A 25,423-nucleotide genomic window follows, 5' to 3' on the forward strand; every position below is an offset into this window, starting at 1 on the left:
TCATGGAGCGAATGTGGGACAATACCCGCCACTTTTAGCCATACCCGAATCGACAACGCCCATGAACGCCCCCCGCACACCAAGACCTGCGCGCAAGAAGCCTGACTCCGCTACCCCGGCCAAAGCCGTGGAACCCCGCGAGAAGGCCAGCCTGCACCCGCGCAATCGCCATCAGGGTCGTTACGACTTCCCGGCGCTGATCAAAACCACGCCGGAGCTGGCGAAGTTCGTGATCATCAATCCGTACGGCAAGGAAAGCATCGACTTCGCCAGCCCGGACGCGGTTCGGGTGTTCAACCGGGCGCTGCTCAAGTCGTTCTACGGCATCGCCCATTGGGACATCCCGGCCGATTACCTGTGCCCACCGGTGCCGGGCCGTGCTGACTACGTGCACTTCCTGGCTGACCTGCTGGCCAGCGTCAACGACGGTGAAATTCCTCGCGGTGCGCCGGTCAAGGTGCTCGATATCGGCATGGGTGCCAACTGCGTCTATCCGCTGATCGGCTACAGCGACTATCGCTGGCACTTCCTCGGCTCGGAAATCGACCCGACGGCCGTGGCCGCCGCCAAAGCCATCGTGCAATCCAACGGGCTGAACAAAGCCATCCAGCTGCGCCAGCAAAGCAATCCCAAGCACATTCTGTTGGGCCTGCTCGAACCCGGCGAACGCTTCGACCTGACCATGTGCAACCCGCCGTTCCACGCCTCGATGGATGAGGCAACCAAGGGCAGCGAGCGTAAATGGCGCGCCCTGGGCCGCGCCGACCCGAAACGCAAACTGCCGGTGCTAAACTTTGGTGGTCAATCGGCCGAACTGTGGTGTGAAGGCGGCGAAGCACGCTTTGTGACGCAACTGATCGCCGAGAGTGCGCATTTTCAACACAAAGTGCTTTGGTTCAGCACCCTGGTCTCGAAAGCCTCAAACCTGCCTGCGATCCAGACGGCACTGAAAAAGGCCGGTGTATTGGAAAGCCAGGTCGTGGAAATGTCTCAGGGGCAGAAGCAAAGCCGCTTTGTCGCCTGGACGTTCCAGACTAAAAGCGAGCAGCAGGTCTGGCGTGAACGCTGGGCGCGTAAAAGCTGATTAACTGACCGACGTAGATCAACTGTGGGAGCGAGCCTGCTCGCGATGGCGGCAGCACATTCAACATCAATGTGACTGAAGCACCGCTATCGCGAGCAGGCTCGCTCCCACAATTGGCTCAGAGGTGTTTGCCGGTCAATCACTGAATTTCAGACACAAAAAAACCGTGCCCGGATTGCTCCGGAGCACGGTTTTTTCTAACAAGTCTTACTTGTTAACAGCGTCGGTCAGGCCTTTGGCCACAACCAGCTTGATAACTTTCTTGGCAGCGATTTCGATGGCAGCGCCAGTCGAAGGGTTGCGGCCGGTACGGGCAGGACGCTCAGTCACTTTCAGCTTGCCGATACCTGGCAGGGTGATTTCGCCGCCGTTTTCCAGCTGATCAGCAACGATTTGGCCCAGTTGGTCCAGAGCGTTACGCGCGGTGGTTTTTGGCGCGTCGATAGCTTCAGCGATGTCGGCGATCAGTTGGTCTTTAGTAAGAGCCATTGTAGTGTTCCTTCCCTATCAAATTCATATGGATTGCAGAGTGCAGTGTCAGCCATCGAGCCCGATCTTCTGGATCTGGCACCCTCGGCATAACCTCGACGAGTCGGGGTTATAGATACCGAAATCAGGGTTTGGTTCGACCTGACAAATGCTGAATGCACGCTTAACGCAGTGACTTCGCGTAAGACCGGGCAAAACTAGCACAGAGACGGGGAAATATCCGCCTCTAGCTACCCATTTGGTCAGCTTTATTGCTCTAAATCGCTAAAAAACTGCATAAGGGTCGCCCCATGACCCGGAATTTCCCCATCTCCCCCTGTAGGAGCTGCCGAAGGCTGCGATTTTTTGACTTTGATTTTCAAAAACAGGATCAAAAGATCGCAGCCTTCGGCAGCTCCTACGGGGGGCGCGCTATGGCATGGTTACAACGCCAAAACCAGAGATTGCGGTACACTGGGCGCTTTTTCGGGGGAGCACGCCCTCCTCTCTTCAATCAGCCGAGAAGCCCATGCCGATCCGTCATTGCATCGTCCACCTGATCGACAAAAAACCCGACGGCACACCCGCAGTTCTTCATGCCCGCGATTCCGAACTGGCCGAGTCCAGCGCCATCGAGTACATGCTTGCCGACCTCAACGAGAGCTACAACGCCAAACAAGGCAAGGCCTGGGGTTTCTTCCATGCCGAGTCCGGGGCGCATCCGTTCAGCGGCTGGCTGAAGGAATACCTCGACGGCGGTAAGGACTTCACAGCCTTCAGCCGGGTGGCAGTGGAACATCTGCAAAAGCTGATGGAGGAGTCGAACCTCTCTGTGGGCGGCCACGTGCTGTTTGCGCATTACCAGCAAGGCATGACCGATTACCTGGCCATCGCCCTGCTGCACCACAGCGAAGGCGTGGCAGTGACCGATCAGCTGGACGTGACCCCTTCGCGACACCTGGACCTTGGCCAGTTGCACCTGGCGGCGCGGATCAACGTCTCCGAGTGGCAGAACAACAAGCAATCCAAGCAATACATCTCGTTCATCAAAGGCAAGAATGGCAAAAAGGTTTCGGAGTACTTCCGCGACTTCATCGGCTGCCAGGAAGGCGTCGACGGCCCCGGCGAAACCCGCACCCTGCTCAAGGCTTTCAGTGACTTCGTCGAAAGCGAAGACCTGCCGGAAGAATCCGCACGCGAGAAGACCAAGACCCTGGTGGACTACGCCAGCAGCCAGGCAAAAATGGGCGAGCCCATGGGCCTGGAAGAATTGTCCGGGCTGATCGACGAAGAACGCCCGAAAGCTTTCTACGATCACATCCGCAACAAGGATTACGGCCTGTCACCCGAGATTCCGGCAGATAAACGCACCCTGAACCAGTTCCGCCGCTTCACCGGCCGCGCCGAGGGCTTGTCCATCAGCTTCGAAGCGCACCTGCTGGGCTCGAAGATCGAATACGACGAAGAAGCCGGTACGCTGATCATTAAAGGCCTGCCGACCCAATTGACCGACCAGCTCAAGCGACGCAACTGATGCTCGGCGGTGTATTGAAGAAATGCCTGCTGATCTTGCTGGTGGTCGTGGTTTACCAGAACTGGGGCAAGATCGAGCGGGTGTTTAACCCCTCGCAGGTGGTGTCCGAGCAGACCCAGGCCAAGGCCAACGTCGTGCTCTACGCCACCGATTGGTGCGGCTACTGCAAGCTGACCCGACGCTTTCTCGACCAAAAGGGCATTCCATACAAGGAATTCGATATCGAGAAAGATGCCCAGGCGCGCAAGGCCTATGAGGCGCTCGGAGGACGCGGGATTCCGCTGATCGATGTGAACGGCACGTTGATACGCGGGTATGACCCGGACAAGGTTCTTGCGGCGCTGGAATAGCCCTTAAGATCAAAAGATCGCAGCCTTCGGCAGCTCCTACAGGGTGTACGCCATCCCAATGTAGGAGCTGCCGAAGGCTGCGATCTTGGCGTTTTCCCTATCGCCAAAGCATGTCAGAGAATATCAGCGCGCTTCGATGCGAAACCCGAACCGCGGAAAGTGCACATGCACCACACCCGCCCGCTCGTCTTCACGACGCAGAATCAATTCTTCACTGCCCGCAAACAACAACTCACCCGCCACCGGATCAACGCCGTAATCGGTCGCAGCGATCACCACTTGCTGGCCAACCTCGAACCCGTTCGGCTCATCGAACTGCTCATCCGGCAACGCAGCCGGCGTGGCATTGCGCGCGACTTCAAGCGCTTCCTCAGAAGTCATCTCGCTGAACGCGCCATGACCAAAGCCCATCACCCGACCAAACCACGCCGAAACGGCCGGATAAGCATCCACCAACGGTGACGTCACGTGCGTCGCCTTGAGAAACCACAACGAGTGAGCCAGGGCAAAGTCGGCAATCGACGGCTCGCCAAACAGGAAGTCGCCCTGTTCGCGCTGAAGCTGCTGCTCCAGACGCGCCATGATCGTTGGCCACTGATGCCGAGCCTGTTCAGCGGACAACCGTGTAGCGCTGCCACCACTGAACAGGCCGGCGCGATCGGCCAGGAATCCCTTGATCGCTTCCGGCGACAACTTGCCAAAACGCACCGCCACCGACGCCGGCTGGAACACCAGGCTGACCGCATGCTGGAACACCACTGAATCAACCCATGCCGCGAAGGTCGCGGTGATCATTTCCTGGCCTTCCGGGAAGAACGCCGGCAAGGCTTTTTCCTGCTCCAGACGACGCGCCATCAGCGCCGTGTCGCAATAGACATCAGCACCAATCTGCAATACCGGCGTCTTGCGATAGCCGCCGGTCAGCGCCGTCAGATCGGGTTTCGGCATCACTGGCGAGATGTTCACCGAGCGCCAGGACAGCCCCTTGAAGCCCAGCAGCAAGCGGGCCTTTTCGGCGAAAGGGGACGTCGGGTAGTGATGAAGAATCAACTCGGACATGCTCGGCTCCGCCGCTCGGATAAGGAACCCGCAGCTTAGCGCGCAATCCACAAGCAGCCTACCCATCTGCCTGATGGGCGCTTATCAGTCAGATTGATAAGCCCGCAGCCGCGCTCGCCACCAGACATTCCTTGGCGCTTTTCTTGAGTTTTTTAATCAATCGTTCCTGGCGCAGTGCTTCGCTTTTGTCGCGACAGACTTCGGTGTACACCAGCGCCACGGCCGGGCTGGACAGGAAGAAGCGCGCTCCTTTGCCACTTTGGTGGGTGGCGAAGCGGCGGACGGGATCGTCGCTGATCCCACAGTAGAGCGAACCATTAGCCGCGCGAACGAGGTAGACGAACCAGGGTTTGCTGACGGGCAGCGGCGGTTCGGCGGCAATGACGGAAGATTCGCTTGAGGTATTCACGTGACGATCAAGGCTTGTAGGAAACAAGCGGCGATCTTATCAGCGACTGGCCTGGAATGCCTTCAGCCCCTTCAAGGCCTGGGCACGAACGGCGTTTCTCACCATTGGCGTCCAACCCAGCAGCAGCCCTTTGAAACCCAGCGCCTGACGCGACCAGCGCCACAGATCAAAGCTGTCGTGATGCTCGCAGATCTTGCCGTCACGAAACACGAAACGCGCCTGGATGTCGTTGACCACGGTATTGCCGGTCTGGCTGAACAGGTAGGTCGCCACCCAATGGGCACCGCCCGTGCGCTCATCGCTGCGCACATTATCGAAGGTCAGGGAGAAGTCCTTGGCCCGGGTGGTGAGCATGCGCCACATGTCGCCGGCGTCGCGCCCGCGCAGCTCGCCGAATGCCGGATCACTGAACACCACGTCGTCGGTATAGCAGGCGCTCATGGCCTCGGCATCCAGCCGCTGAAAGGCTTGGTAGAATCGGGTGATCAAGGCGTTGTGAGCGTCACTCATGGGCAGGCTCTCCGGGTTGCAAAGTGGCATCGAAAGATTGCCTGCACGATAGTCAACAAATGCGCGGAACACTATCGGCATTCGTGGCCCGAATACCGACAGTGCGCAAAACGTCAGACTCTCTCGCTTTGAACCTGAACGTACAACGAACGTCCGGCACCGAGGCCGGCGATGATCGCTCCGAGACCGATAACGCCGAAGATCCAGCCCACGGCGCTCCAGCCGCCGGTCCAGTCATGCACCACGCCGACCGCGAACGGCCCCATGGAGGCCAGGGTGTAACCGAAACCCTGGGCCATGCTCGACAGGTTGGCCGCGACATGAGCATCCCGCGAACGCAGCACGATCAGGGTCAGCGCCAGGCTGAAGGTGGCGCCCTGCCCCAACCCCAGCAGGATCGCCCAGCCCCACAGGCCATCGATCGGTGCATAGAGGCAACCGAACAAACCGCCGAGGGTCATTGCCATGACGATCACGATCGCCGGCCGCTGATCCTTGCCACGCGTCGCCAGCCAGGGTGCTGCCAGCGAGCTGACCAACTGGACAATCACCGAACCCGACAACACCAGACCGGCCTGGGTTGGCGTCAGCCCGCGGCCGATCAGAATCGACGGCAGCCAGCCAAACACGATGTAGGCCAAAGACGATTGCAGGCCCATGTACAAGGTCACTTGCCAGGCCAGCGGATCACGCAACAGCCCTCGGACCCGATAGGCAACATGGTGCGCGCCGTGTTTCTGACCGACTTGCGGCAACCAGAAAATCGCCGCGACCAACGCTGGAACCATCCAGAAGCCGAGACCCAAGGCCCAGTTTTTATCGAAGTGTTCGCTCAGCGGCACGGTTGCCCCAGCCGCCATGGCCGCGCCCAGGCACAGGGCCATGGTGTAGACGCCGGTCATGGTGCCGGCCTGTTTCGGGAAATCGCGTTTAACAATGCCAGGCAGCAGTACGCCGATCACCCCGATACTGGCGCCGGCCAACACGCTACCGGCGAACAGGCCGACCTCGCCGAACGAACTGCGCAACATGATCCCGCCAGCCAGCATCAGAAGAATCCCCAACACCACCCGTTCGGCACCAAAACGTCGTGCCAGCACCGGCGCCAAGGGCGCGAACAGACCGAGGCAAAGTACCGGCATGGTTGTCAGCAACCCGGCCTGGGCAGCCGAGAGCCCCAGCGTCTTCGAGATCTCGCTGAGCATCGGCGCCATGCTCGACAACGCCGGACGCAGGTTCAGCGCCACCAGAATCAGGCCGAGCAACAGCAGCCATGGCCGCTGAAGGACCGGGTGAGTTTGCTGAACCTGTTCGTCATCGGCCTCGGCGTCGATCAACAGCTCTTCGAGCTCCGCCGTACGCTTGTGCTCAGTGATGCTGCTGTTGCTGGCCTGCTGGGTGGACAGGGGATTCTCGGTTTCAAGGTTCATTGATCAACTGCCTCGACAAGGCTTTGGCCCGTTCCGGGTCGCGTTGCTCGACGGCATCAAGCAGTTCGATATGGAGGTCGAACACTGCTTGACGTCGGGGGGAAATGTTCAGGGTTTCGCGCAATTGCGCGCCGATGACGCTGGAGAAATAGCGATACAACTCGCTGAGGGTCGGGTTGTGTGCGGCGTCAACCAAGCGGCGGTGGAACACCAGATCGCAAGCGATATACGTGTCGAGATCGCCGTGGTAGTGACTGCCACTGACGCCCAACGCCTCGCGCAAGGCCACCAGGTCTTCGTCGGTCCGACGCAACGCAGCCAGGCCGATGGCCTCGACTTCCAGAATGTGCCGAGTCTCCCGGGCTTGCTCGTGGGAGCAGCGGGACAACGCCTTTATGGTGTCGAGCGGATCGACCACCGCCCGCAAATAGCTGCCGTCGCCCTGACGGATTTCGATCAACCCGGAAAACGCCAATACGCGCATGGCTTCACGCACGGTATTGCGACTGATGCCCAACTCGGCGGACAGCTCGGGTTCGGTAGGTAAACGCTGGCCGACCGCCCATACACCTTCGGTGATGCGCAAGCGCAACTGATCCAGGGCCTGATCGACCAAGGACCGCTTTATGAGAGGAGAATTTTCTGACATTGAATTCGCCCTTTCATCCAATCATAGGATGAATTTTCTGACATGTTAGTCAGCTACGCGTAGGACGGCAACCGCCTACGTTCAAAGGGCAGGAGAAGGAGCGGGATTTTCGATTAGTCAAAATTACCCTTTAAGGGTAATTTTAGGGACAGGGCAAGCGGCTTCTTATGGAAAAGAATACCCCCCACTATGACTTGGCAGTGGTCAAGGCGGAGATTGTCAGATTAGGGACAAAGGCATTTACCGGTGCCGCACGGGAAGGCGGACGGCGAATGGATTTAAGCCTTTCCCAAATGCTGCAAATCGTCTGCGCGCTGGAAAACAGAATGTTGTACAAATCGATGACTACCTTTGCCGATCACCGGATCTGGCAGGACGTCTATCACATAAAGACTCACGGTCTGGAGATTTACATCAAAGTGACTTACCGCCCCGGTGGTGGGCCTCCGGTAATCTCCTTCAAGGAGAAAGACGCATGAATGCAAAGCAATGTTTCAGCTGCGGTACTCAGGATGGGTTGCAGCATTTCGAAGGGCGTAGCTTCACTATCGATTTTAAAAAGATGACACGTCAGATAGGCGACATTTCAGGCTACGAGTGTCGGGGCTGCGGTGAAATCGAATTCGATGACGACAGCGCCGAGCGATACTCGGAGGCTAGTGATCAACTGCTGATCGATTGCCATCAACTCATGGCTTCCGAGATGAAGCGTATCCGGCGCAAGCTGAAACTCTCGCAGAAAGAAGCGGTGAAATTACTTTCCGGCGGCGGCCACAATGCTTTCTCCCGCTACGAGCGCGCCGAGCTGGCACCACCTCAGCCTCTATTCATGCTGATGCGCTTACTGGATCGACACCCACACCTGCTGGATGACGTGCAAGCACTTAGCGAAGGTGCAGATTTGCGCCGTTTATTAACGAGCCTCGATCAGGAGCGCCAAGCCACGCTTGCTTCCTGACTCACAAAACCCAGACAAAAAATAAACCCGGAACACGGTCCGGGTTTATTTCACTGCCAAGCGCCAATCAATGCAGGATCTGGCTCAAGAACAGCTTGGTCCGCTCATTCTGCGGGTTGTCAAAGAAGTCGTTCGGCGCAGCCTGTTCGACGATTTCACCTTTGTCCATGAAGATCACGCGGTTGGCCACGGTACGGGCGAAGCCCATTTCGTGGGTTACGCAAAGCATGGTCATGCCGTCTTCGGCCAAGCCGATCATGGTGTCCAGAACTTCTTTCACCATCTCTGGGTCGAGTGCCGAAGTCGGTTCGTCGAACAGCATGATTTTTGGTTTCATGCACAGGGCACGGGCAATCGCCACACGCTGTTGCTGACCGCCAGACAGTTGCCCCGGGTATTTATGCGCCTGCTCCGGAATGCGTACGCGCTCCAGGTAATGCATGGCGATTTCCTCGGCCTTGCGCTTGGGCATCTTGCGTACCCACATCGGCGCCAGGGTGCAGTTCTGCAGGATGGTCAAGTGCGGGAACAGGTTGAAGTGCTGGAACACCATGCCGACTTCACGGCGGATCGCTTCGATCTGCTTGAGGTCGTTGGTCAACTCCACGCCATCGACCACGATGCGGCCCTGCTGGTGTTCTTCCAGCCGATTGAGGCAGCGGATGGTGGTGGATTTGCCGGAACCCGATGGGCCGCACAAGACGATGCGCTCGCCCTGTTTGACGTTCAGGTTGATGTCTTTCAACACGTGGAACTGGCCGTACCACTTGTTCACGCCCTGCATCTGAATAATGCCTTCAGGGCTCACAGGCTGTTTGATCGCTTCACTCATAAACTACGCTCCTAACGCTTGTGGCCAGTGTCCAGCTTACGTTCCAAATGCATGGAGTAGCGGGACATACCAAAACAGAAAATCCAGAACACCAGGGCCGCGAACACATAGCCTTCAGTGGCCATGCCCAGCCATTTCGGGTCGGCGGCGGCTTGCTTGACGCTGTTGAGCAGATCGAACAGGCCGATGATGATCACCAGGCTCGTATCCTTGAACAGCGCAATGAAGGTGTTGACGATGCCAGGGATCACCAGCTTCAGGGCTTGCGGCAGAATCACCAGGCCCATGCTGCGCCAGTAACCGAGGCCCATCGCTGCAGCCGCTTCGTACTGACCTTTGGGGATCGCTTGCAGACCGCCACGCACCACTTCAGCGATGTAGGCCGACTGGAACAGGATCACACCGATGAGCGCGCGCAGCAGTTTGTCGAAGTTCATGCCTTCGGGCAGGAACAACGGCAACATCACCGACGACATGAACAGCACCGTGATCAACGGCACACCGCGCCAGAATTCGATGAAGGTCACGCAGACCACGCGAATCGCCGGCATGTTCGAACGCCGGCCCAAGGCCAAAACGATACCCAGCGGCAATGCACCGACGATACCGACGGTAGCGATCACCAGAGTCAGCATCAAGCCGCCCCATTGGCTGGTCGCCACTTCGGTCAGACCGAACCATCCACCGTGCAACAAGACGTAGGAAATGATCGGATAGAGCACCAGAAAGCTCAGGCCGTAGATTGCCTTGTGTGGAACGCGCGCGATGAACAACGGCGCCACGCCAATCACCGCCAGCCACACGGTCAGGTCTACGCGCCAGCGCAGGTCTGTCGGGTAGTAACCGTACATGAACTGGCCGAAGCGCTGCTGGATGAACACCCAGCAGGCGCCTTCCTTGGTGCAATCGGCGCGGGTGGTGCCGACCCAGTTGGCATCGAGAATCGCCCAGCTCACGACAGGCGGAACTATCAGGTAAATCAGATAGAACGCGAACAGCGTCAGCAGGGTGTTGATCCAGCTGGAGAACATGTGCGCCCGCATCCACGCCACGATACCGATGCTGCTGCTCGGTGGTGGCATGTCGGGTTTGAAAGTATGAGTCGTCATGCGCTTTTCCTTACCGCTCGATCAGCGCAATGCGCTTGTTGTACCAGTTCATCAGCAGGGAAATGCTGATACTGATCGCCAGGTACACGCTCATGGTGATGGCAATGACTTCGATCGCCTGCCCAGTCTGGTTGAGCACCGTACCGGCAAACAACGACACCATCTCCGGATAACCGATACCGGCCGCCAGCGAGGAGTTTTTCGCCAGGTTCAGGTATTGGCTGGTCAGCGGTGGAATGATCACGCGCAGGGCTTGCGGGATGATCACCTTGCGCAGGGTCGGACCGTTGCGCAATCCCAACGAGTGGGCCGCTTCGGTCTGGCCGTGGCTGACCGACTTGATGCCCGAACGCACGATTTCGGCGATAAACGCCGCGGTGTACACCGTCAGGGCCAGGGTCAGCGCCAGCAGTTCCGGGATCAGCACCCAGCCACCGACGAAGTTGAAGCCCCTGAGCTCCGGCATTTCCCAGTGCAGTGGCGCGCCGAAGATCAAGGCACACAGCGCAGGGATCACCAGGAACAGCGCCAGGCCTGCCCAGAATTTGTGGAACGGTACGCCGGTCGCTTCGAAGCGCTTGGTCGCCCAGCGGCTCATCAGCACGATGGCCACGATGGCCACGACGATGCTCGCCACAAACGGCCAGAAACCGTCCGCCGCCAACGCTGCGGGCATGTTCAGGCCGCGGCTGCTGACGAAGAAGGTGTCGCCGAAGTTATGGCTGTTGCGTGGCCCCGGCATGGTCAGGAACACGGCGAAGTACCAGAACAGGATTTGCAGCAGCGGCGGAATGTTACGGAAAACCTCTACGTACACCGTCGCCAGCTTGGCAATGATCCAGTTCTTCGACAGCCGTGCCACACCGACGATGAAACCGAGGATCGTCGCCAGGATCACACCGATAAAGGTGACCAGCAGGGTGTTGAGCAAACCGATGACGAACACACGGGCATAGCTGTCCGATTCGGTGTAGTCGATCAGGTGCTGAGCGATGCCGAAACCGGCACTGCGCTCAAGAAAGTCGAAACCCGAGGTAATGCCCCGGTGCTGAAGGTTGGTTTGCGTGTTGTCGAACAGGTACCAACCCATCCCGACCACGGCGACAACCGTGATGATCTGAAACAGCCACGCACGCACTCGTGGATCGCTGAGGCTGAGCCTCTGCTTAGGTGCGCCGATTGAATTTTGCATGAAGTGCCCCGGAAATAATGGAACAGAACATCACCCGGTGGTTGGCCCACCGGGTGATAGAACCATCAGCGCACTGGTGGTGCGTATTGAATGCCGCCAGCGTTCCACAGCGCATTCAGGCCGCGGTCGATTTGCAGCGGAGTATCCTTGCCGAGGTTGCGCTCGAACATCTCGCCATAGTTGCCGACTTGCTTGACGATCTTCACGACCCAGTCTTTCGGCAGTTTCAGGTCTTTACCGTATTCACCGTCAGCGCCCAGCATACGAGCGACGTCAGGGTTCTTGGTGGACTTGGCTTCGGCTTCGACGTTCTTCGAAGTCACGCCTGCTTCTTCAGCATTGAGCAGGGCGTAGCCAGTCCAACGCACGATGGCCAGCCACTCGTCGTCGCCGTTACGCACGACCGGGCCCAGGGGCTCCTTGGAAATGGTTTCTGGCAGAACCACGTAGTCCTTCGGCGAGGCCAGCTTGCTGCGCTGGGCGAACAGCTGGGACTTGTCGGAGGTCAGCACGTCGCAACGACCGGATTCCAGCGACTTGGCGCTTTCATCGGAGGTGTCGAAAGTGATCGGGGTGTATTTCAGGCCATTGGCGCGGAAGTAGTCGGAGACGTTCAGCTCAGTGGTGGTACCGGCCTGGATGCAGATGGTTGCACCGTCCAGTTCCTTGGCACTTTTCACGCCCAGCTTACTGTTGGCCAGGAAGCCGATGCCGTCGTAGTAGGTGATGAAGCCTGGAAACTTCAGGCCCATGCCCGCATCACGGGAGCTGGTCATGGTGGAGTTGCGCGACAGCACGTCGATTTCGCCGGACTGCAGAGCAGTGAAACGCTCCTTGGCATTCAACTGGCTGAATTTGACCTTGGTCGCGTCGCCGAATACGGCAGCAGCCACAGCGCGGCAGAAGTCAGCATCGATACCGACGATCTTGCCAGTGGAGTCCGGAACCGAGAAGCCCGGCAGACCGTCACTCACACCACACTGTACGAAACCTTTCTTTTGCACTGCATCCAGGGTTGCACCCGCCTGAGCGAACCCACTGACACCGAGCACTGCGGCTGCAGTCACGATGGCCAGGGTGGATTTCAATAACTTCATTCAAACCTCCAGTTTTGCTCTTGTTGTGTCGGAGCTTGAGCCCTGTCGCACCCTTTTGAGGCGTTGCTGACCCGTGTTGGCTTTTTTTAGGGTCAACCGACGTAAGGACCGTCGCTATGAGTCTAGTAGGAGAAAATCCACATTATGGATAACTCACTTCTCACCAATCGGCCGAACGGGCTGTAGCCCTTTCACGTTCGCGAAGCCCGTAGCGGCCACTGGCGAACATCCATCACCGGATTCTTTGCTATCCCATGACCAGCCATACACTGATAGTGTTACCGCAAGGCATGAGATTGGTTGCACAGGCTTCCCCATAGCAAAGCCCGTACCAGACCGCTCGCTAAAGCGATTCAGCGCAAGATCAATAGCAAAACTTTCAACCTTGCGACATCTTCTTAACTGATCAACCCATTGCGCACTCGAACCTCGCACTTAATGAGAGCGCACGCACAACAATGGAGCAGACATGACCGAGCCCCTGATTCTTCAACCCGTCAAGCCCGCAGACGCGTGCGTAATCTGGCTTCACGGGCTGGGTGCCGACCGCTACGACTTTTTGCCGGTAGCCGAGGCGCTACAGGAAAACCTGCTCAGCACCCGTTTCGTTTTGCCCCAGGCACCGACTCGCGCCGTCACTATTAACGGTGGCTACGAAATGCCGAGCTGGTACGACATATTGGCCATGAGCCCGGCGCGCGCGATCAGTCGCGAGCAGCTGGAAGTGTCCGCGCAACGGGTCTTTGATTTGATCGAAGAGCAGAAGGCCAGCGGAATAGACGCCTCGCGCATCTTTCTCGCCGGTTTTTCCCAAGGTGGCGCCGTGGTGTTGCACACGGCCTTTCTGAAATGGCAGGGACCGTTGGGTGGCGTACTTGCCCTCTCGACTTATGCCCCGACCTTCAGTGATGAACTGGAGCTTTCCGCCAGCCAGCAACGCATTCCGGTGCTGTCATTGCACGGCCAGTACGATGACGTTGTGCAAAACTCCATGGGCCGGACCGCCTACGAGTATTTAAAGCAACATGGTGTCACCGTGACATGGCAGGAATACCCAATGGGCCACGAAGTGTTACCCGAAGAAATCCGCGACATTGGCGTCTGGCTCGCCGAGCGTTTGCGCTAAAAGCTACCCATTGATCCATCCCACTACGCCGCGCCCGATTCTTGCATTACACTGGCCGGCGTATATTCCTTAACCAATTGATGAGATGACCGTGCTCAAAGCACTCAAGAAAATGTTCGGTAAAAGCGAGACTGAGCAGCTCGCGCCAGTCTCCAGCGCTCCTTCTCATACTCCCAGCCACCGCACCGACGGTAATCAGCCTGGCCGGACCGCAACCGTAGCGGCACCGAAGCACGAGCCGGTGACCACACCGACCGCCCCCGCAGCCGAGCCCATCGCCTCTGAGCAGCCGCGCAGCGAAGCCCCGAAACCGGCAAAACCGCGTCGCGAACCCAAGCCAAAAGCGCCGGTTATTCCCTGGAAACTCGAAGACTTCGTCGTCGAACCCCAGGAAGGCAAAACCCGCTTCCACGATTTCAAACTCGCCCCCGAACTGATGCACGCCATTCAGGACCTGGGCTTTCCGTATTGCACGCCGATCCAGGCGCAGGTGCTCGGCTTCACCCTCGCGGGCAAAGACGCCATTGGTCGTGCCCAGACCGGCACCGGCAAAACCGCTGCCTTCCTGATTTCGATCATCACTCAGCTGCTGCAAACCCCGCCGCCCAAAGAGCGCTACATGGGTGAACCGCGAGCACTGATCATCGCCCCGACCCGGGAACTGGTGGTGCAGATCGCCAAGGACGCAGCCGACCTCACCAAGTACACCGGCCTCAACGTCATGACGTTTGTCGGTGGCATGGACTTCGACAAGCAACTCAAGCACCTCGAAGCCCGTCACTGCGACATCCTCGTGGCCACTCCGGGCCGTTTGCTCGATTTCAACCAGCGTGGCGACGTGCACCTGGACATGGTCGAAGTCATGGTACTGGACGAAGCCGACCGGATGCTCGACATGGGTTTCATCCCGCAAGTGCGTCAGATCATTCGCCAGACTCCGCCGAAGAACGAGCGCCAGACGCTGCTGTTCTCCGCGACCTTCACCGAAGACGTGATGAACCTCGCCAAGCAATGGACCACCGACCCGTCGATCGTCGAGATCGAAGCGCAGAACGTGGCCAGCGAAAACGTCGAGCAACACATCTACGCGGTGGCCGGTGCCGACAAATACAAATTGCTCTACAACCTGGTCAACGATAACGGCTGGGAACGGGTAATGGTCTTCGCCAACCGCAAGGACGAAGTGCGGCGCATCGAAGAGCGCCTGGTGCGCGATGGCGTCAATGCGGCGCAACTGTCCGGCGATGTGCCGCAACACAAGCGCATCAAGACCCTGGAAGGTTTCCGCGAAGGCAAGATCCGCGTGCTGGTGGCCACCGATGTGGCCGGTCGCGGCATTCACATCGACGGCATCAGCCACGTGATCAACTTCACCCTGCCGGAAGTCCCGGACGACTACGTGCACCGCATCGGTCGTACCGGCCGTGCCGGCGCGGATGGCGTGTCCATCAGTTTTGCCGGTGAAGACGACTCCTACCAGCTACCGTCCATCGAGGCACTGCTGGGTCGCAAGATCAGTTGTGAAACGCCACCGACGCACCTGCTGCGGGCGGTTGAGCGCAAGCGCCCGTAACTCGGGCCTTTCAGAAAGAGGCGCAGCCGGCAACGGACTGCGCTTTTTTTTCGTCCGGCTTTTTCAACAGGACTTGCTAGAGATAACTAAAAGTCCATAATGGACAAATTAGTTTACTTCCAGCGCCCGGAGCCGACCATGCCCAGCACGCCTTATGTAATCACCCAACCTCAAGCCCGCGAACTGCTGGCACACGTTGACGTGCCGCAGATCCTGCGCAAGCTGTTCCGCGACCTGGCCGCCGGGCAAGCCGTGCAGCCGGCACAACAGCTGGTGGAGTTCCCACAGGGTGCCGGGGACTTCATCAACTACCTGGGTGTGCTGGCCGAAGACGGGGTCTATGGCGTCAAGACCTCGCCTTACATCGTGCGCGAGCAAGGCCCGCTCGTAACCGCCTGGACGTTGCTGATGTCGATGCAGACCGGTCAGCCGCTGCTGCTCTGCGATGCCGGTGAATTGACCACCGCACGCACCGCCGCGACGACGGCGGTGGCGGTCGATGCCCTTGCTCCATTGAGCGCTCAGCGCCTGGCAATTATCGGCAGCGGTAACGTTGCCCAGGCGCACCTGCACTACGTCAAGGGCCTGCGGGACTGGCAAAGCATCAGCCTTTATTCGCCAAGCCTGAACGGCAAGAATCCCGAAGCGCTGGCACAGCTTGAAAGCCTCGATCCACGGCTGACCCTCGTCGACAGTTGCGAAGCCGCAATTCAAGATGCCGACGTGATCATGCTCTGCACCTCGTCCGCCGGCCCGGTAATCGACCCGTCAATTTTGAGCAAGCCGGCGCTGATCACCTCCATCAGCACCAACGCCCCACGCGCCCATGAGGTGCCTCCGCAAAGCCTCAATGACATGCAGGTGTTCTGTGACTATCGTCAAACCACTCCGGGCTCGGCCGGCGAGATGCTGATCGCCGGTGAGCAGCATGGCTGGGACAAGCGTTCGATTGTCGGTGACCTGCCCGACTTGCTCAGCGAAAAAGTGCAGCGCCCCGACTACGACCGCCCGGTGTTCTTCCGCTCCATCGGCCTGGGCCTGGAAGACATCGCATTGGCCAATGCCCTTTACCAACTACAGCGCTAACACCACACCCCCCTGTAGGAGCTGCCGAAAGCTGCGATTTTTTGATCTTGCCTTTAAAAAGCAAAGTCAAAAGATCGCAGCCTCGTTTCACTCGTCAGCTCCTACAGGGGAATTCCACAATTTCGGCATTTGCGCCCCACAGGAGACGTTCATGAGCCAGGCAGATTTCATCATCATCGGCGGCGGGATTGCCGGCGCTTCCACCGGTTTCTGGCTGTCGCAGCACGGGCGGGTGATTGTGCTCGAACGCGAATCCCATCCGGCCTATCACTCCACCGGACGCTCGGCGGCGCTGTTCACCGCCGCCTACGGCACACCGCAGGTTCGGGCATTGACCCAGGCCAGCCGCGACTTCTTCGACGCTCCACCGCCCGGTTTCTGCGAACACCCATTGCTGACCCCGCGCGGCGAGATGACCGTCGACTTCACCGGCGATCCGGCCGAGCTGAGCAATCAATACCTGAGCGCCAAAGCCACAGTGCCGCAAATGCAATGGCTCAGCGCCGACGAAGCCTGTGCGCGCCTGCCGATCCTGCGTCGGGAAAAAGTCCACGGCGCGATCTACGACCCGACCGCCAGCGACATCGATACCGATGCTCTGCATCAGGGCTATCTGCGCGGTATTCGGCGCAATAAAGGTGAAGTGCATACCGACAGCGAAGTGTTGAGCCTGAGTCGTGATGCCCAAGGGCAGTGGCAGGTTCAAACCAACACTCAGACCTTCAGCGCGCCAATCATCATCAACGCCGCCGGTGCCTGGGCCGACAAGGTTGGCGAGCTCGCCGGCGCCAAACCGCTGGGTTTGCAACCCAAGCGCCGCGCAGCTTTTATCTTTGCCGGCCCCGAGGGCCTGGATATCCATGACTGGCCAATGCTGGTCAGCCTCGATGAATCCTTCTACATGAAGCCTGACGCCGGCATGTTCCTCGGCTCACCGGCCAACGCCGACCCGGTGGAACCGCACGACGTGCAGCCTGAAGAACTGGACATCGCCATGGGCATTTACCAGATCGAAGAAGCCACCACCTTGACCATTCGCCGCCCGACCCGCACCTGGGCCGGCCTGCGCAGTTTCGTGCGCGACGGGGATTTGCTGTCCGGCTTCGATCAGCAGGTGCCGGGGCTGTTCTGGGTCGCGGCGCAAGGCGGCTACGGCATCCAGACGTCGCCGGCCATGGGCCAGGCCAGCGCTGCACTGGTACGCGGTGAAGCCTTGCCCGAGCAGCTCACCCGTTTCGGCCTGGACGCCGAGATGCTCTCCCCCGCCCGCCTGAGCTGATCCTGCCCGTCAGGTGACGTGTCCACACGATTGCGGCAAACTTCCAGTGCCCCTTTTTAACGGGGCACTGACGCTGCCTGGAGTTCCACTGTATGAACGCACCTGAAAAAGACTCGGCACTGGACGCTACGTCCATGGACAACTTTCGCGCGATTGCCGATGCCATCGCCACGTTGTTCTTCCCTCATGCCGAGGTGGTGCTGCACGACCTGCGCACGCAGAAGGTCGATTACATCGCCAACAACCTGTCCAAACGGGAAATCGGCGACGACTCATCGCTGGAAGACATGCTCAGCGAAGAGGTCAGCGAACGAAACATCGGGCCGTACGAAAAGCTCAACTGGGACGGCCAGAAGATTCGCAGCCTCAGCAGCGTACTGCGCGACAGCGAGGGTCGTCCGCTGGCGGTCCTGTGCATCAACCTGAATATTTCGCTATTCGAGAACGCGAAAGCGGCGCTGGATTTGTTCCTGTCGCCGACCAAGCTGATCCCGCAACCGGACTCACTGTTTCGCGATGACTGGCAGGAACGGATCAACACCTTTCTGCACGCCTGGCTGCGCGAGCGTCAGTTGAGCCTGAACGTGCTGACCCGCGACCACAAACGCGAACTGGTGCTGGCGCTGCACGCCGAAGGCGCCTTCAAAGGCAAAAGCGCCTCCAACTATGTGGCCAATGTGCTGAACATGGGGCGGGCGACGGTGTACAAGCATTTGAAGGAATTGAAGGGCTAAAGATTTGCAGAGACTGTTCCGGCCTCATCGCGGGCAAGCCCGCTCCCACAGTGTCCGTGTCGTGCACAAATATGAGTACACCGCTGAACCTGTGGGAGCGGGCTTGCCCGCGATGGCGATTGATCAATCGCCGTAGATATCCGACTTGAAATATTTCTGCGAAATCTTCTGATACTCGCCACTGGCGCGAATCTCGTCGATCGCCTTGTTCAGATCCGCCACCAACTGCGTGTTGCCCTTGCGCACGGCAATCCCGGCGCCCTCACCCACGTACTTCGGGTCTTTCAATTCCGGCCCGACAAACGCATAGCCCTTGCCACGCGGCATCGCCAGGAAGTCACTCAACGGGATGGTGTCGGCAAAAATCGCATCGAGACGACCGGCTGCCAGGTCCATGTAGATTTCTTCGTTGTTGCTGTAGCGCTTGACGTTGATGCCCTTGGGTTCGAAAACCTCGGTGGCGTAACGGTCGGTGGTGGTTGCGCGCTGCACGCCGATATTCTTGCCCTTGAGGCTGGCGTACTGGTCATCCACCACTGCGCCGTCCTTCATCACCAGACGCGATGAGGTGAAGTAATACTTGTGAGTGAAATCCACCGATTTCTTACGGTCTTCGTTGATGGTCATGGACGACAGCGCCATGTCGATTTTCTTCACTTTCAGGGAAGGAATCAGACCGTCGAACTCGCCTTCGACCCACACACACTTGACCTTCATCTGCGCGCACAGCGCATTGCCGATGTCGTAGTCAAAGCCGACAATCTCGCCTTTGTCGGTTTTGGACGCAAACGGCGGATAAGCCGCTTCGATACCGATACGCAGGTCTTTCTCGGCGGCGAACAAGCTACTGCACGCCAACAGGCTCAGGGCCAGACCGGTGATGAGGGGGAATTTCTTCATATTCGTTCTCTCGCGGGTTGTTGTTGGTTTGGCAAGACAGAAGAAAAAATGAAACGGGGAAACCTTTTTTGTACTTAGAATTCCATACTGGACTTTTACGTATTATCCGTCAATCGGGCAGACAGCCTTATACCCGGCCTCTGGTCGGGTGCTAGCCAAATGCAAAAAAAGCCGGGTCGGTGCTTCGCAAATTAGCGAAACACCGACCCGGCCCTCAGCAACCGCCCAGAGAGTTATTCCAGCGCGGCAGCCGGCCCGAAGAACTCGTAACGGCTCTGCTTCTCTGGCACACCCAAAGCCTTGAGGTGACGCTTGATCGCCGCCATGAAGCCTTTAGGCCCCAGGAAGTACGCATCCACATCGCGTTCTTTTGGCAACCACGCGCCAAGTTGCTCCTGGCTCAACAGGCCAACCTTGTCCGCCGCCGGGCTGATGCCATCGTCTTCGGCATAGCAATAAAAACGCTTGAGCTGCGGATGACGCTCGGCCAGCCCATCGATCCAGTCACGGAAAGCATGCACGCTACCGTTACGCGCGCAGTGAATAAAGTGCACCGGCCGCTCGGTCGCCAGCGCCGCTTCGAGCATCGCCAGCGTCGGGGTGATGCCGACGCCGCCACTGATCAGCACCAACGGTTTGTCGCTGGCGGTCAGGGTGAAATCGCCCGCTGGCGGGAACAGCATAATGCTTGCGCCGACGTGCAGTTGATCGTGCAAATGGTTGGAAGCGCGGCCGCCGGTTTCGCGCTTGACGCTGATGCGGTACTGGCCCTTATTGGCCAGCGCCGACAGCGAATAGTTACGTCGAATTTCTTCGCCATCGAGGATCAGTTTCATGCCGATGTACTGGCCAGGCTCTGCCGCGAGAATCGGGCCCTTGTCCGCCGGTTCGAAGTAGAAAGAAATGATTTCCGCGCTCTCCTCGACCTTGGCCACCACGATGAACTCCCGCGCACCACGCCAGCCGCCCGGCGCCTGGGCCTTCTGGTCGTAGATGCTGGCTTCGGCGCCGATCAGGATCTCGGCCAATTGACCGTAGGCCGCGCCCCACGCGCTCATCACTTCAGGCGTGGCAATCTCTTCGCCCAGCACTTCGGAAATGGCTCGCAACAGGCAGCTACCCACAATCGGGTAATGCTCCGGGAGGATCTGCAGGGCCACGTGCTTGTTGATGATCTTGGCCACCAGGTCGCCCAACTGATCGAGCTGGTCGATGTGCCGCGCATACATCAATACACCGTTGGCCAGGGCGCGAGGCTGATCGCCGCTGGCCTGGTGGGCCTGGTTGAACAGCGGACGGACTTCCGGATATTCGGAGAGCATCATGCGGTAGAAGTGAGTGATCAACGCTTCGCCGCCGCTTTCCAGCAACGGCACGGTGGACTTGATGATGGCACGGTCTTGAACGCTAAGCATAAGAGCAACCCCTGGGCTTTATATGAATAACCTTTACTTATCAGTTTCCATGCCAACAATTAAAACGTTATAAATCAGTAGGTTAAAAACACAGTAGTCATATCGACACGCGACGTTTTATAGTCACACCGACTACACGGAGTCATTATGACTGCAAAATTACTGCTCACGACGTTGCTGCCCCTGGTCTCCGACCTGTCCCGCGAACTGCCCGAAGGCGAGCGCTACCGACGCTTGCTCGAAGCCATGCGCGCCCTGCTCCCGTGCGACGCCGCGGCCCTGCTGCGGCTCGATGGCGAATGGCTGGTGCCGCTGGCGGTGGACGGGTTGAGCACCGACACCCTCGGTCGACGCTTCAAAGTCAGCGAACACCCGCGCTTCGAAGCGTTGCTCAGCAGCCCCGGCCCGACTCGCTTCGCCGCCGACAGTGATTTGCCCGATCCTTATGACGGTCTGGTCGATGGTCTTCACGAACATCTGGAGGTCCACGACTGCATGGGCTGCCCGCTGTTTATTGACGAGCGTCCGTGGGGTTTGCTGACCCTCGACGCGCTCGACCCTGAACGTTTCGAACCGATCGAACTGGACGCCCTGCAAGCCTTCGCCAGCCTCGCCGCCGCCACGGTCAACGCCGCCGAGCGCATCGAACGGCTGGCCAATCGCGTTGAGGACGAACATCAGCGTGCCGAGGTTTACCGTCAGGCCAGCGGCCAGCAAAACCGTGAAATGATCGGCCAGAGCAAGACTTACAAACGACTGGTGGAAGAGATCAGCCTGGTGGGCGGCAGTGACCTGACGGTGCTGATCACCGGTGAAACCGGAGTCGGCAAAGAGCTGGTGGCCCAAGCCATCCACGCGGCGTCCCCACGGGCCGACAAACCGATCATCAGCCTCAATTGCGCCGCCCTGCCAGACACGCTGGTGGAGAGCGAATTGTTCGGCCATGTGCGCGGGGCTTTCACCGGCGCGACGAATGATCGGCGCGGCAAGTTCGAGCTGGCCAATGGCGGTACGTTGTTCCTCGATGAAGTGGGCGAACTGTCGCTGACGGTGCAGGCCAAATTGCTGCGAGTGCTGCAGAGCGGGCAATTGCAGCGGCTGGGGTCGGACCAGGAACATCAGGTCGACGTGCGATTGATCGCTGCGACCAACCGTGACCTGGCTGAAGAAGTGCGCAGCGGTCGCTACCGTGCCGACTTCTATCATCGCTTGAGCGTTTACCCGCTACTGGTGCCCGCACTGCGCGATCGCGGTCGGGATGTGCTGCTGCTCAGCGGCTTTTTCCTGGAACAAAACCGCTCACGCATGGGCCTCAACAGCCTGCGCCTGACCAGTGATGCGCAAGCGGCACTATTGGCGTATGACTGGCCGGGGAACGTGCGGGAGCTGGAGCATTTGATTGGTCGCAGTGCGTTGAAGGCGTTGGGTAACTGCAAGCAACGGCCGAAGATTCTCAGTTTGAGTGCGGCGGATCTGGACTTGCCCAACGGCAGCATTGAACCCGTACCGGAACCGGTGGTTGCGGCACCGGCGGCGGCATTAATTGCAGGAGATTTGCGTGAGGCCACCGAGCATTATCAGCGCCAACTGATCAGCGCTTGCCTGGAACGGCACCAGAACAACTGGGCCAGCGCGGCGCGGGAGCTGGGTCTGGATCGGGCGAACCTTGGACGGATGGCCAAGCGGTTGGGTATGAAATAAGCCAATATCGCAGCCTTCGGCGGCACGCCAATCCCTTGTAGGAGCTGTCGAGCGAAGCGAGGCTGCGATCTTTTGATCTACCCAACATTCATTGGTACTAAAGCCTACCCCTAACAAGTCGATAACCCGGCATCGATAGCTGTTGGCGATCTTCACAATCGCCCATCACCTTTTTCCACAGAAGGTTTTTATGTCTTCCAACAAAGCCCGCGCAGATTCACTTTCGCTTCTGCTGTTTACCTTGCGCAGCGGCAAGCTGATGGCGATCAACCTGCTGAAAGTCAGCGAAATCATCCCCTGCCCGCCGCTGACCAAGCTGCCGGAGTCGCACCCCCACGTCAAAGGCATCGCCACCCTGCGCGGCGCATCGCTGTCGGTGATCGATCTGAGCCGCGCCATCGGCGAGCGACCGCTGGAAGACCCGAACGGTGGCTGCCTGATCGTCACCGACGTCAGCCGCTCCAAACAGGGCCTGCACGTTCAGGCGGTGAGCAAGATCGTCCATTGCCTGACCACCGACATCCGTCCACCGCCCTTCGGCTCCGGTGGCGTGCGCTCGTACATCACCGGCGTGACCTCGGTCGACGGCACTTTGGTGCAAGTGCTGGACATCGAAAAGGTCATTCACGGCATCGCTCCGGCGCAGATCGAAACGGCCCCCACCGAACTGAGCATGGAAGACGCCGAAGTCCTCGGCAACGCGCGAATCCTGGTGGTCGATGACAGCCAGGTCGCCCTGCAACAATCGGTACACACCCTGCGCAACCTCGGCCTGCAATGCCACACCGCTCGCAGCGCCAAGGAAGCCATCGACTGCCTGCTGGACCTGCAAGGCACCGCCCAGCAGATCAACCTGATCGTCTCGGACATCGAAATGTCGGAAATGGACGGCTATGCCCTCACCCGCACATTGCGCGAGACACCGGACTTCTCGCACCTCTATGTGTTGCTGCACACCTCGCTGGACAGCGCGATGAACAGCGAGAAAGCTCGACTGGCCGGGGCCAACGCGGTGCTGACCAAATTCTCCTCACCGGAACTGACCAAATGCCTGATCGCGGCGGCCAAGGCCGTCGCCGAACAAGGTCATTGAGTGGTGGCCGAGGACTTTTGTTTTCTGATGCGGCGCAACCTCGCTGAGGATGTGCCGCCTTGCACTTGGCCAAATGGCATTGAGTTGACCGAGTACCGTCCTGAACTCGCCGAAGCCGTCCATCACTTGATGGAACTCGGCTATCGAGAAGGTGGCGGTCGCGTACCGGCGCTGGAAGTCTGGCAACAGCGTTTCGAAACCGATCCCGAATACGATCCGTCCCTGTGCTTCATCGCGTTCGACGCCGAAGGAATCGTCGCCGTCGCCCAGTGCTGGACCAGTGCCTACATCAAGAGCCTGGTGGTGCATCCGCGCGCTCAAGGCCTCGGACTTGGCCGTGCATTGCTGCTCAATGCTTTCAAGGTGTTTCAGCAACGTCGCGAAGGCTTTGTGGATCTGAAGGTGCTGGAAAACAACCTTCGGGCCCAGCGTTTGTATGAAAGTGCCGGGATGTATGTGGTCCGCCGGGAACCGGTTCCAACCTGACACCGCTTTCGCGGGCAAGCCTCGCTCCCACAGGATTCAGGTGATCCCTGTGGGAGCGTGGCTTGCCCGCGAAGAGGCCCGCACAACCACCCGAAACCATCAGGCATACTCCGACCTCGGCCACTACACGCCAAGGATGCCCAAACCATGAAAGCCACCACCCTGACCTTCCTCTGCCTCACCGCCCTCGCCACCCAAGCCCACGCCTCCAGTCCCGAAGCCTGGGCCGCCTACGACAAAGCCGTGCTCGCCAGTTGCACCAAAACCAGCGGCCTGAAGAACGTCAAACCCATCGGCAACGCCGCGCAGTTCGATGATCGGGTCGGTTATACCGCACTCCTGCTGCAAGGCCAGTACCCGCAAAAACACATGAAAGGCCAGCAAGGCACCGAGCTGTGCCTCTACAACAAGAAAAGCAAAACCGCCTACGTAACCGAGTGGGACTCCATCCGCCCAACAGCAAAAGCGCAGTGAATGGCGCATAACTTGCTTCGGCACAGGCCCTTGCGGTGGCTTTTTGTCGCCATTTCATGCCCTCACAGGTGACTGGCCGTTCAATGAATACAACGTTTTCCTGCGTAGGTTGTGGCAAATGCTGCAACGACCACCACGTGCCCCTGACACTGGCCGAAGCCCGGATGTGGGCGGCCGATGGCGGTCAGGTGATCGTGCTGGTGGAGGCCTTCCTCGCCAATGGCCTGGGCCTGCCCGCGCAGCAACGTGAACACGCCGAACGCCGTTCGGTGGTGGTTCGAAGTGGTGCCTGTGAGGCGTATGTGGCGATCACCTTTGCCGCGTACAACGTCGGCCCCTGCCGGAATCTTGACGAAGACAACCTCTGCCGCATCTATGAACGCCGACCGCTGGTGTGCCGCATCTATCCGATGGAAATCAACCCGCACATCCCGCTCAACCCATCTATCAAGGAATGCCCGCCCGAGTCCTGGGTAACAGGGCCGGATTTGATCATCGGGGGTAAGCTGGTGGATCAGGAACTGACGGGATTGATCCAGCGCTCGCGTCAGGCCGATCGCGATGAGATTCAGACCAAGGAGGCGATTTGCGCGTTATTGGGGATTCGGACGACAGCGTTGAAGGGCGATGGATTTACCGCTTATTTGCCGGATATGAACGCGTTTGCCACGGTTATCGATCAGATTTCAGCGCAATCGCAGATGGAGTCGAGTAGTGATTGGCTGTTTCACGTGTCGGGTGAGGATATTGCCGGGCAAGTGCAGGCGGCGGGTGCACAGGTGGCAACCGATACACCGGTTAGGTATGCGTTTATTTCGTTGCGGGCAGCCTGAAACACCCAACCACTGCACAACTTTAGTTGCACAGTGGCTTGT

General features: G+C 59.0%; 27 protein-coding genes. 15 read left to right on the plus strand and 12 right to left on the minus strand.

Annotation, left to right across the window (positions count from 1 at the left end; all coding sequences use genetic code 11):
• The first annotated feature begins 61 nt into the window (after positions 1-61).
• The gene (rlmF, locus tag ACZ89R_RS12255; protein WP_007905515.1) at positions 62-1,084 is read left to right on the plus strand and encodes a 23S rRNA (adenine(1618)-N(6))-methyltransferase RlmF; all 1,023 of its coding nucleotides are present in this window, start codon (positions 62-64) and stop codon (positions 1,082-1,084) included.
• Positions 1,085-1,291: 207 nt separating this feature from the next.
• On the opposite strand, the gene ACZ89R_RS12260 is transcribed toward rlmF, so the two are convergent.
• Positions 1,292-1,573, minus strand: coding sequence for an HU family DNA-binding protein (locus tag ACZ89R_RS12260; protein ID WP_007905514.1), 282 nt, complete (start codon positions 1,571-1,573; stop codon positions 1,292-1,294).
• Between the two features lie 508 nt (positions 1,574-2,081).
• Here ACZ89R_RS12260 and yejK point away from each other — a divergent pair.
• On the plus strand, positions 2,082-3,086 hold the full coding sequence (gene yejK, locus ACZ89R_RS12265; RefSeq protein WP_007905511.1) for a nucleoid-associated protein YejK: 1,005 nt from the start codon (positions 2,082-2,084) through the stop codon (positions 3,084-3,086).
• Positions 3,086-3,436 (plus strand): glutaredoxin family protein, encoded by a 351-nt coding sequence (locus tag ACZ89R_RS12270; RefSeq protein WP_429545660.1) that lies wholly within the window; start codon positions 3,086-3,088, stop codon positions 3,434-3,436. The genes yejK and ACZ89R_RS12270 overlap by 1 nt, the downstream gene beginning before the upstream one ends.
• 123 nt (positions 3,437-3,559) lie before the next feature.
• On the opposite strand, the gene ACZ89R_RS12275 is transcribed toward ACZ89R_RS12270, so the two are convergent.
• From ACZ89R_RS12275 to ACZ89R_RS12295, 5 genes are all read right to left on the minus strand, one after another.
• Positions 3,560-4,495, minus strand: coding sequence for a glutathione S-transferase family protein (locus ACZ89R_RS12275; RefSeq protein ID WP_429545659.1), 936 nt, complete (start codon positions 4,493-4,495; stop codon positions 3,560-3,562).
• A gap of 88 nt (positions 4,496-4,583) precedes the next feature.
• Positions 4,584-4,904 carry a GIY-YIG nuclease family protein gene (locus tag ACZ89R_RS12280; protein ID WP_007905504.1) on the minus strand — a complete coding sequence of 107 codons (321 nt, stop codon included), beginning with the start codon at positions 4,902-4,904 and terminating at the stop codon, positions 4,584-4,586.
• A gap of 39 nt (positions 4,905-4,943) precedes the next feature.
• Positions 4,944-5,414 (minus strand): nuclear transport factor 2 family protein, encoded by a 471-nt coding sequence (locus ACZ89R_RS12285; RefSeq protein ID WP_429545658.1) that lies wholly within the window; start codon positions 5,412-5,414, stop codon positions 4,944-4,946.
• A gap of 113 nt (positions 5,415-5,527) precedes the next feature.
• Positions 5,528-6,844: a CynX/NimT family MFS transporter gene (locus ACZ89R_RS12290; RefSeq protein ID WP_429545657.1), complete on the minus strand. Its 1,317-nt coding sequence runs from the start codon at positions 6,842-6,844 to the stop codon at positions 5,528-5,530.
• The gene (locus tag ACZ89R_RS12295) at positions 6,834-7,493 is read right to left on the minus strand and encodes a FadR/GntR family transcriptional regulator (RefSeq protein WP_429545656.1); all 660 of its coding nucleotides are present in this window, start codon (positions 7,491-7,493) and stop codon (positions 6,834-6,836) included. The genes ACZ89R_RS12290 and ACZ89R_RS12295 overlap by 11 nt, the downstream gene beginning before the upstream one ends.
• Positions 7,494-7,660: 167 nt before the next feature.
• Here ACZ89R_RS12295 and ACZ89R_RS12300 point away from each other — a divergent pair, with 167 nt between their 5' ends.
• Together ACZ89R_RS12300 and ACZ89R_RS12305 are read left to right on the plus strand one after the other, a co-directional pair.
• Positions 7,661-7,972 (plus strand): type II toxin-antitoxin system MqsR family toxin, encoded by a 312-nt coding sequence (locus tag ACZ89R_RS12300; protein WP_429545655.1) that lies wholly within the window; start codon positions 7,661-7,663, stop codon positions 7,970-7,972.
• Positions 7,969-8,451 (plus strand): type II toxin-antitoxin system MqsA family antitoxin, encoded by a 483-nt coding sequence (locus ACZ89R_RS12305; protein WP_429545654.1) that lies wholly within the window; start codon positions 7,969-7,971, stop codon positions 8,449-8,451. The genes ACZ89R_RS12300 and ACZ89R_RS12305 overlap by 4 nt, the downstream gene beginning before the upstream one ends.
• Before the next feature lie 67 nt (positions 8,452-8,518).
• On the opposite strand, the gene ACZ89R_RS12310 is transcribed toward ACZ89R_RS12305, so the two are convergent.
• The 4 genes from ACZ89R_RS12310 to ACZ89R_RS12325 all read right to left on the minus strand — a co-directional run bounded on the left by ACZ89R_RS12310 (position 8,519) and on the right by ACZ89R_RS12325 (position 12,681).
• On the minus strand, positions 8,519-9,283 hold the full coding sequence (locus tag ACZ89R_RS12310) for an amino acid ABC transporter ATP-binding protein (RefSeq protein WP_008053474.1): 765 nt from the start codon (positions 9,281-9,283) through the stop codon (positions 8,519-8,521).
• A gap of 11 nt (positions 9,284-9,294) precedes the next feature.
• Positions 9,295-10,392 carry an amino acid ABC transporter permease gene (locus ACZ89R_RS12315; RefSeq protein WP_007905491.1) on the minus strand — a complete coding sequence of 366 codons (1,098 nt, stop codon included), beginning with the start codon at positions 10,390-10,392 and terminating at the stop codon, positions 9,295-9,297.
• A gap of 10 nt (positions 10,393-10,402) precedes the next feature.
• On the minus strand, positions 10,403-11,584 hold the full coding sequence (locus ACZ89R_RS12320) for an amino acid ABC transporter permease (RefSeq protein WP_429545653.1): 1,182 nt from the start codon (positions 11,582-11,584) through the stop codon (positions 10,403-10,405).
• Positions 11,585-11,649: 65 nt separating this feature from the next.
• Entirely contained in the window at positions 11,650-12,681 is a 1,032-nt protein-coding gene (locus tag ACZ89R_RS12325) for an amino acid ABC transporter substrate-binding protein (protein ID WP_123494442.1), read from the minus strand.
• A gap of 469 nt (positions 12,682-13,150) precedes the next feature.
• Here ACZ89R_RS12325 and ACZ89R_RS12330 point away from each other — a divergent pair, with 469 nt between their 5' ends.
• From ACZ89R_RS12330 to ACZ89R_RS12350, 5 genes are all read left to right on the plus strand, one after another.
• The gene (locus tag ACZ89R_RS12330; protein ID WP_429545652.1) at positions 13,151-13,807 is read left to right on the plus strand and encodes an alpha/beta hydrolase; all 657 of its coding nucleotides are present in this window, start codon (positions 13,151-13,153) and stop codon (positions 13,805-13,807) included.
• Between the two features lie 85 nt (positions 13,808-13,892).
• The gene (gene rhlB / locus ACZ89R_RS12335) at positions 13,893-15,380 is read left to right on the plus strand and encodes an ATP-dependent RNA helicase RhlB (protein ID WP_123494444.1); all 1,488 of its coding nucleotides are present in this window, start codon (positions 13,893-13,895) and stop codon (positions 15,378-15,380) included.
• Positions 15,381-15,518: 138 nt separating this feature from the next.
• A complete protein-coding gene (locus tag ACZ89R_RS12340) occupies positions 15,519-16,466 on the plus strand; it encodes an ornithine cyclodeaminase family protein (protein WP_429547862.1) in 948 nt (315 codons plus the stop codon).
• A 151-nt stretch (positions 16,467-16,617) separates the two neighbouring features.
• Positions 16,618-17,745, plus strand: coding sequence for an NAD(P)/FAD-dependent oxidoreductase (locus ACZ89R_RS12345; protein ID WP_429545651.1), 1,128 nt, complete (start codon positions 16,618-16,620; stop codon positions 17,743-17,745).
• A 92-nt stretch (positions 17,746-17,837) separates the two neighbouring features.
• Entirely contained in the window at positions 17,838-18,479 is a 642-nt protein-coding gene (locus ACZ89R_RS12350; protein ID WP_038981650.1) for a helix-turn-helix transcriptional regulator, read from the plus strand.
• Positions 18,480-18,602: 123 nt separating this feature from the next.
• Here ACZ89R_RS12350 and ACZ89R_RS12355 read toward each other — a convergent pair whose 3' ends face one another.
• Both ACZ89R_RS12355 and hmpA read right to left on the minus strand, forming a co-directional pair.
• Positions 18,603-19,379 carry an ABC transporter substrate-binding protein gene (locus ACZ89R_RS12355; protein WP_123494447.1) on the minus strand — a complete coding sequence of 259 codons (777 nt, stop codon included), beginning with the start codon at positions 19,377-19,379 and terminating at the stop codon, positions 18,603-18,605.
• Positions 19,380-19,612: 233 nt separating this feature from the next.
• A complete protein-coding gene (gene hmpA / locus ACZ89R_RS12360) occupies positions 19,613-20,794 on the minus strand; it encodes an NO-inducible flavohemoprotein (RefSeq protein ID WP_429544205.1) in 1,182 nt (393 codons plus the stop codon).
• Positions 20,795-20,941: 147 nt separating this feature from the next.
• On the opposite strand from hmpA, the gene norR reads away from it, so the two are divergent.
• From norR to ACZ89R_RS12385, 5 genes are all read left to right on the plus strand, one after another.
• Positions 20,942-22,495, plus strand: a complete 1,554-nt coding sequence (gene norR / locus ACZ89R_RS12365) for a nitric oxide reductase transcriptional regulator NorR (RefSeq protein ID WP_429545650.1) — start codon at positions 20,942-20,944, stop codon at positions 22,493-22,495.
• A 190-nt stretch (positions 22,496-22,685) separates the two neighbouring features.
• Positions 22,686-23,588 (plus strand): chemotaxis protein CheV, encoded by a 903-nt coding sequence (locus ACZ89R_RS12370; RefSeq protein WP_429545649.1) that lies wholly within the window; start codon positions 22,686-22,688, stop codon positions 23,586-23,588.
• Positions 23,589-23,615: 27 nt separating this feature from the next.
• Positions 23,616-24,074 carry a GNAT family N-acetyltransferase gene (locus tag ACZ89R_RS12375; protein ID WP_429545648.1) on the plus strand — a complete coding sequence of 153 codons (459 nt, stop codon included), beginning with the start codon at positions 23,616-23,618 and terminating at the stop codon, positions 24,072-24,074.
• 147 nt (positions 24,075-24,221) lie between these two features.
• Complete coding sequence (locus ACZ89R_RS12380; RefSeq protein ID WP_429545647.1) at positions 24,222-24,548, plus strand: hypothetical protein; 327 nt, start codon at positions 24,222-24,224, stop codon at positions 24,546-24,548.
• An 83-nt stretch (positions 24,549-24,631) separates the two neighbouring features.
• Positions 24,632-25,381 (plus strand): YkgJ family cysteine cluster protein, encoded by a 750-nt coding sequence (locus tag ACZ89R_RS12385; protein ID WP_429545646.1) that lies wholly within the window; start codon positions 24,632-24,634, stop codon positions 25,379-25,381.
• Positions 25,382-25,423 lie beyond the last annotated feature (42 nt).

Source organism: Pseudomonas sp. TE3728, from assembly GCF_056279145.1.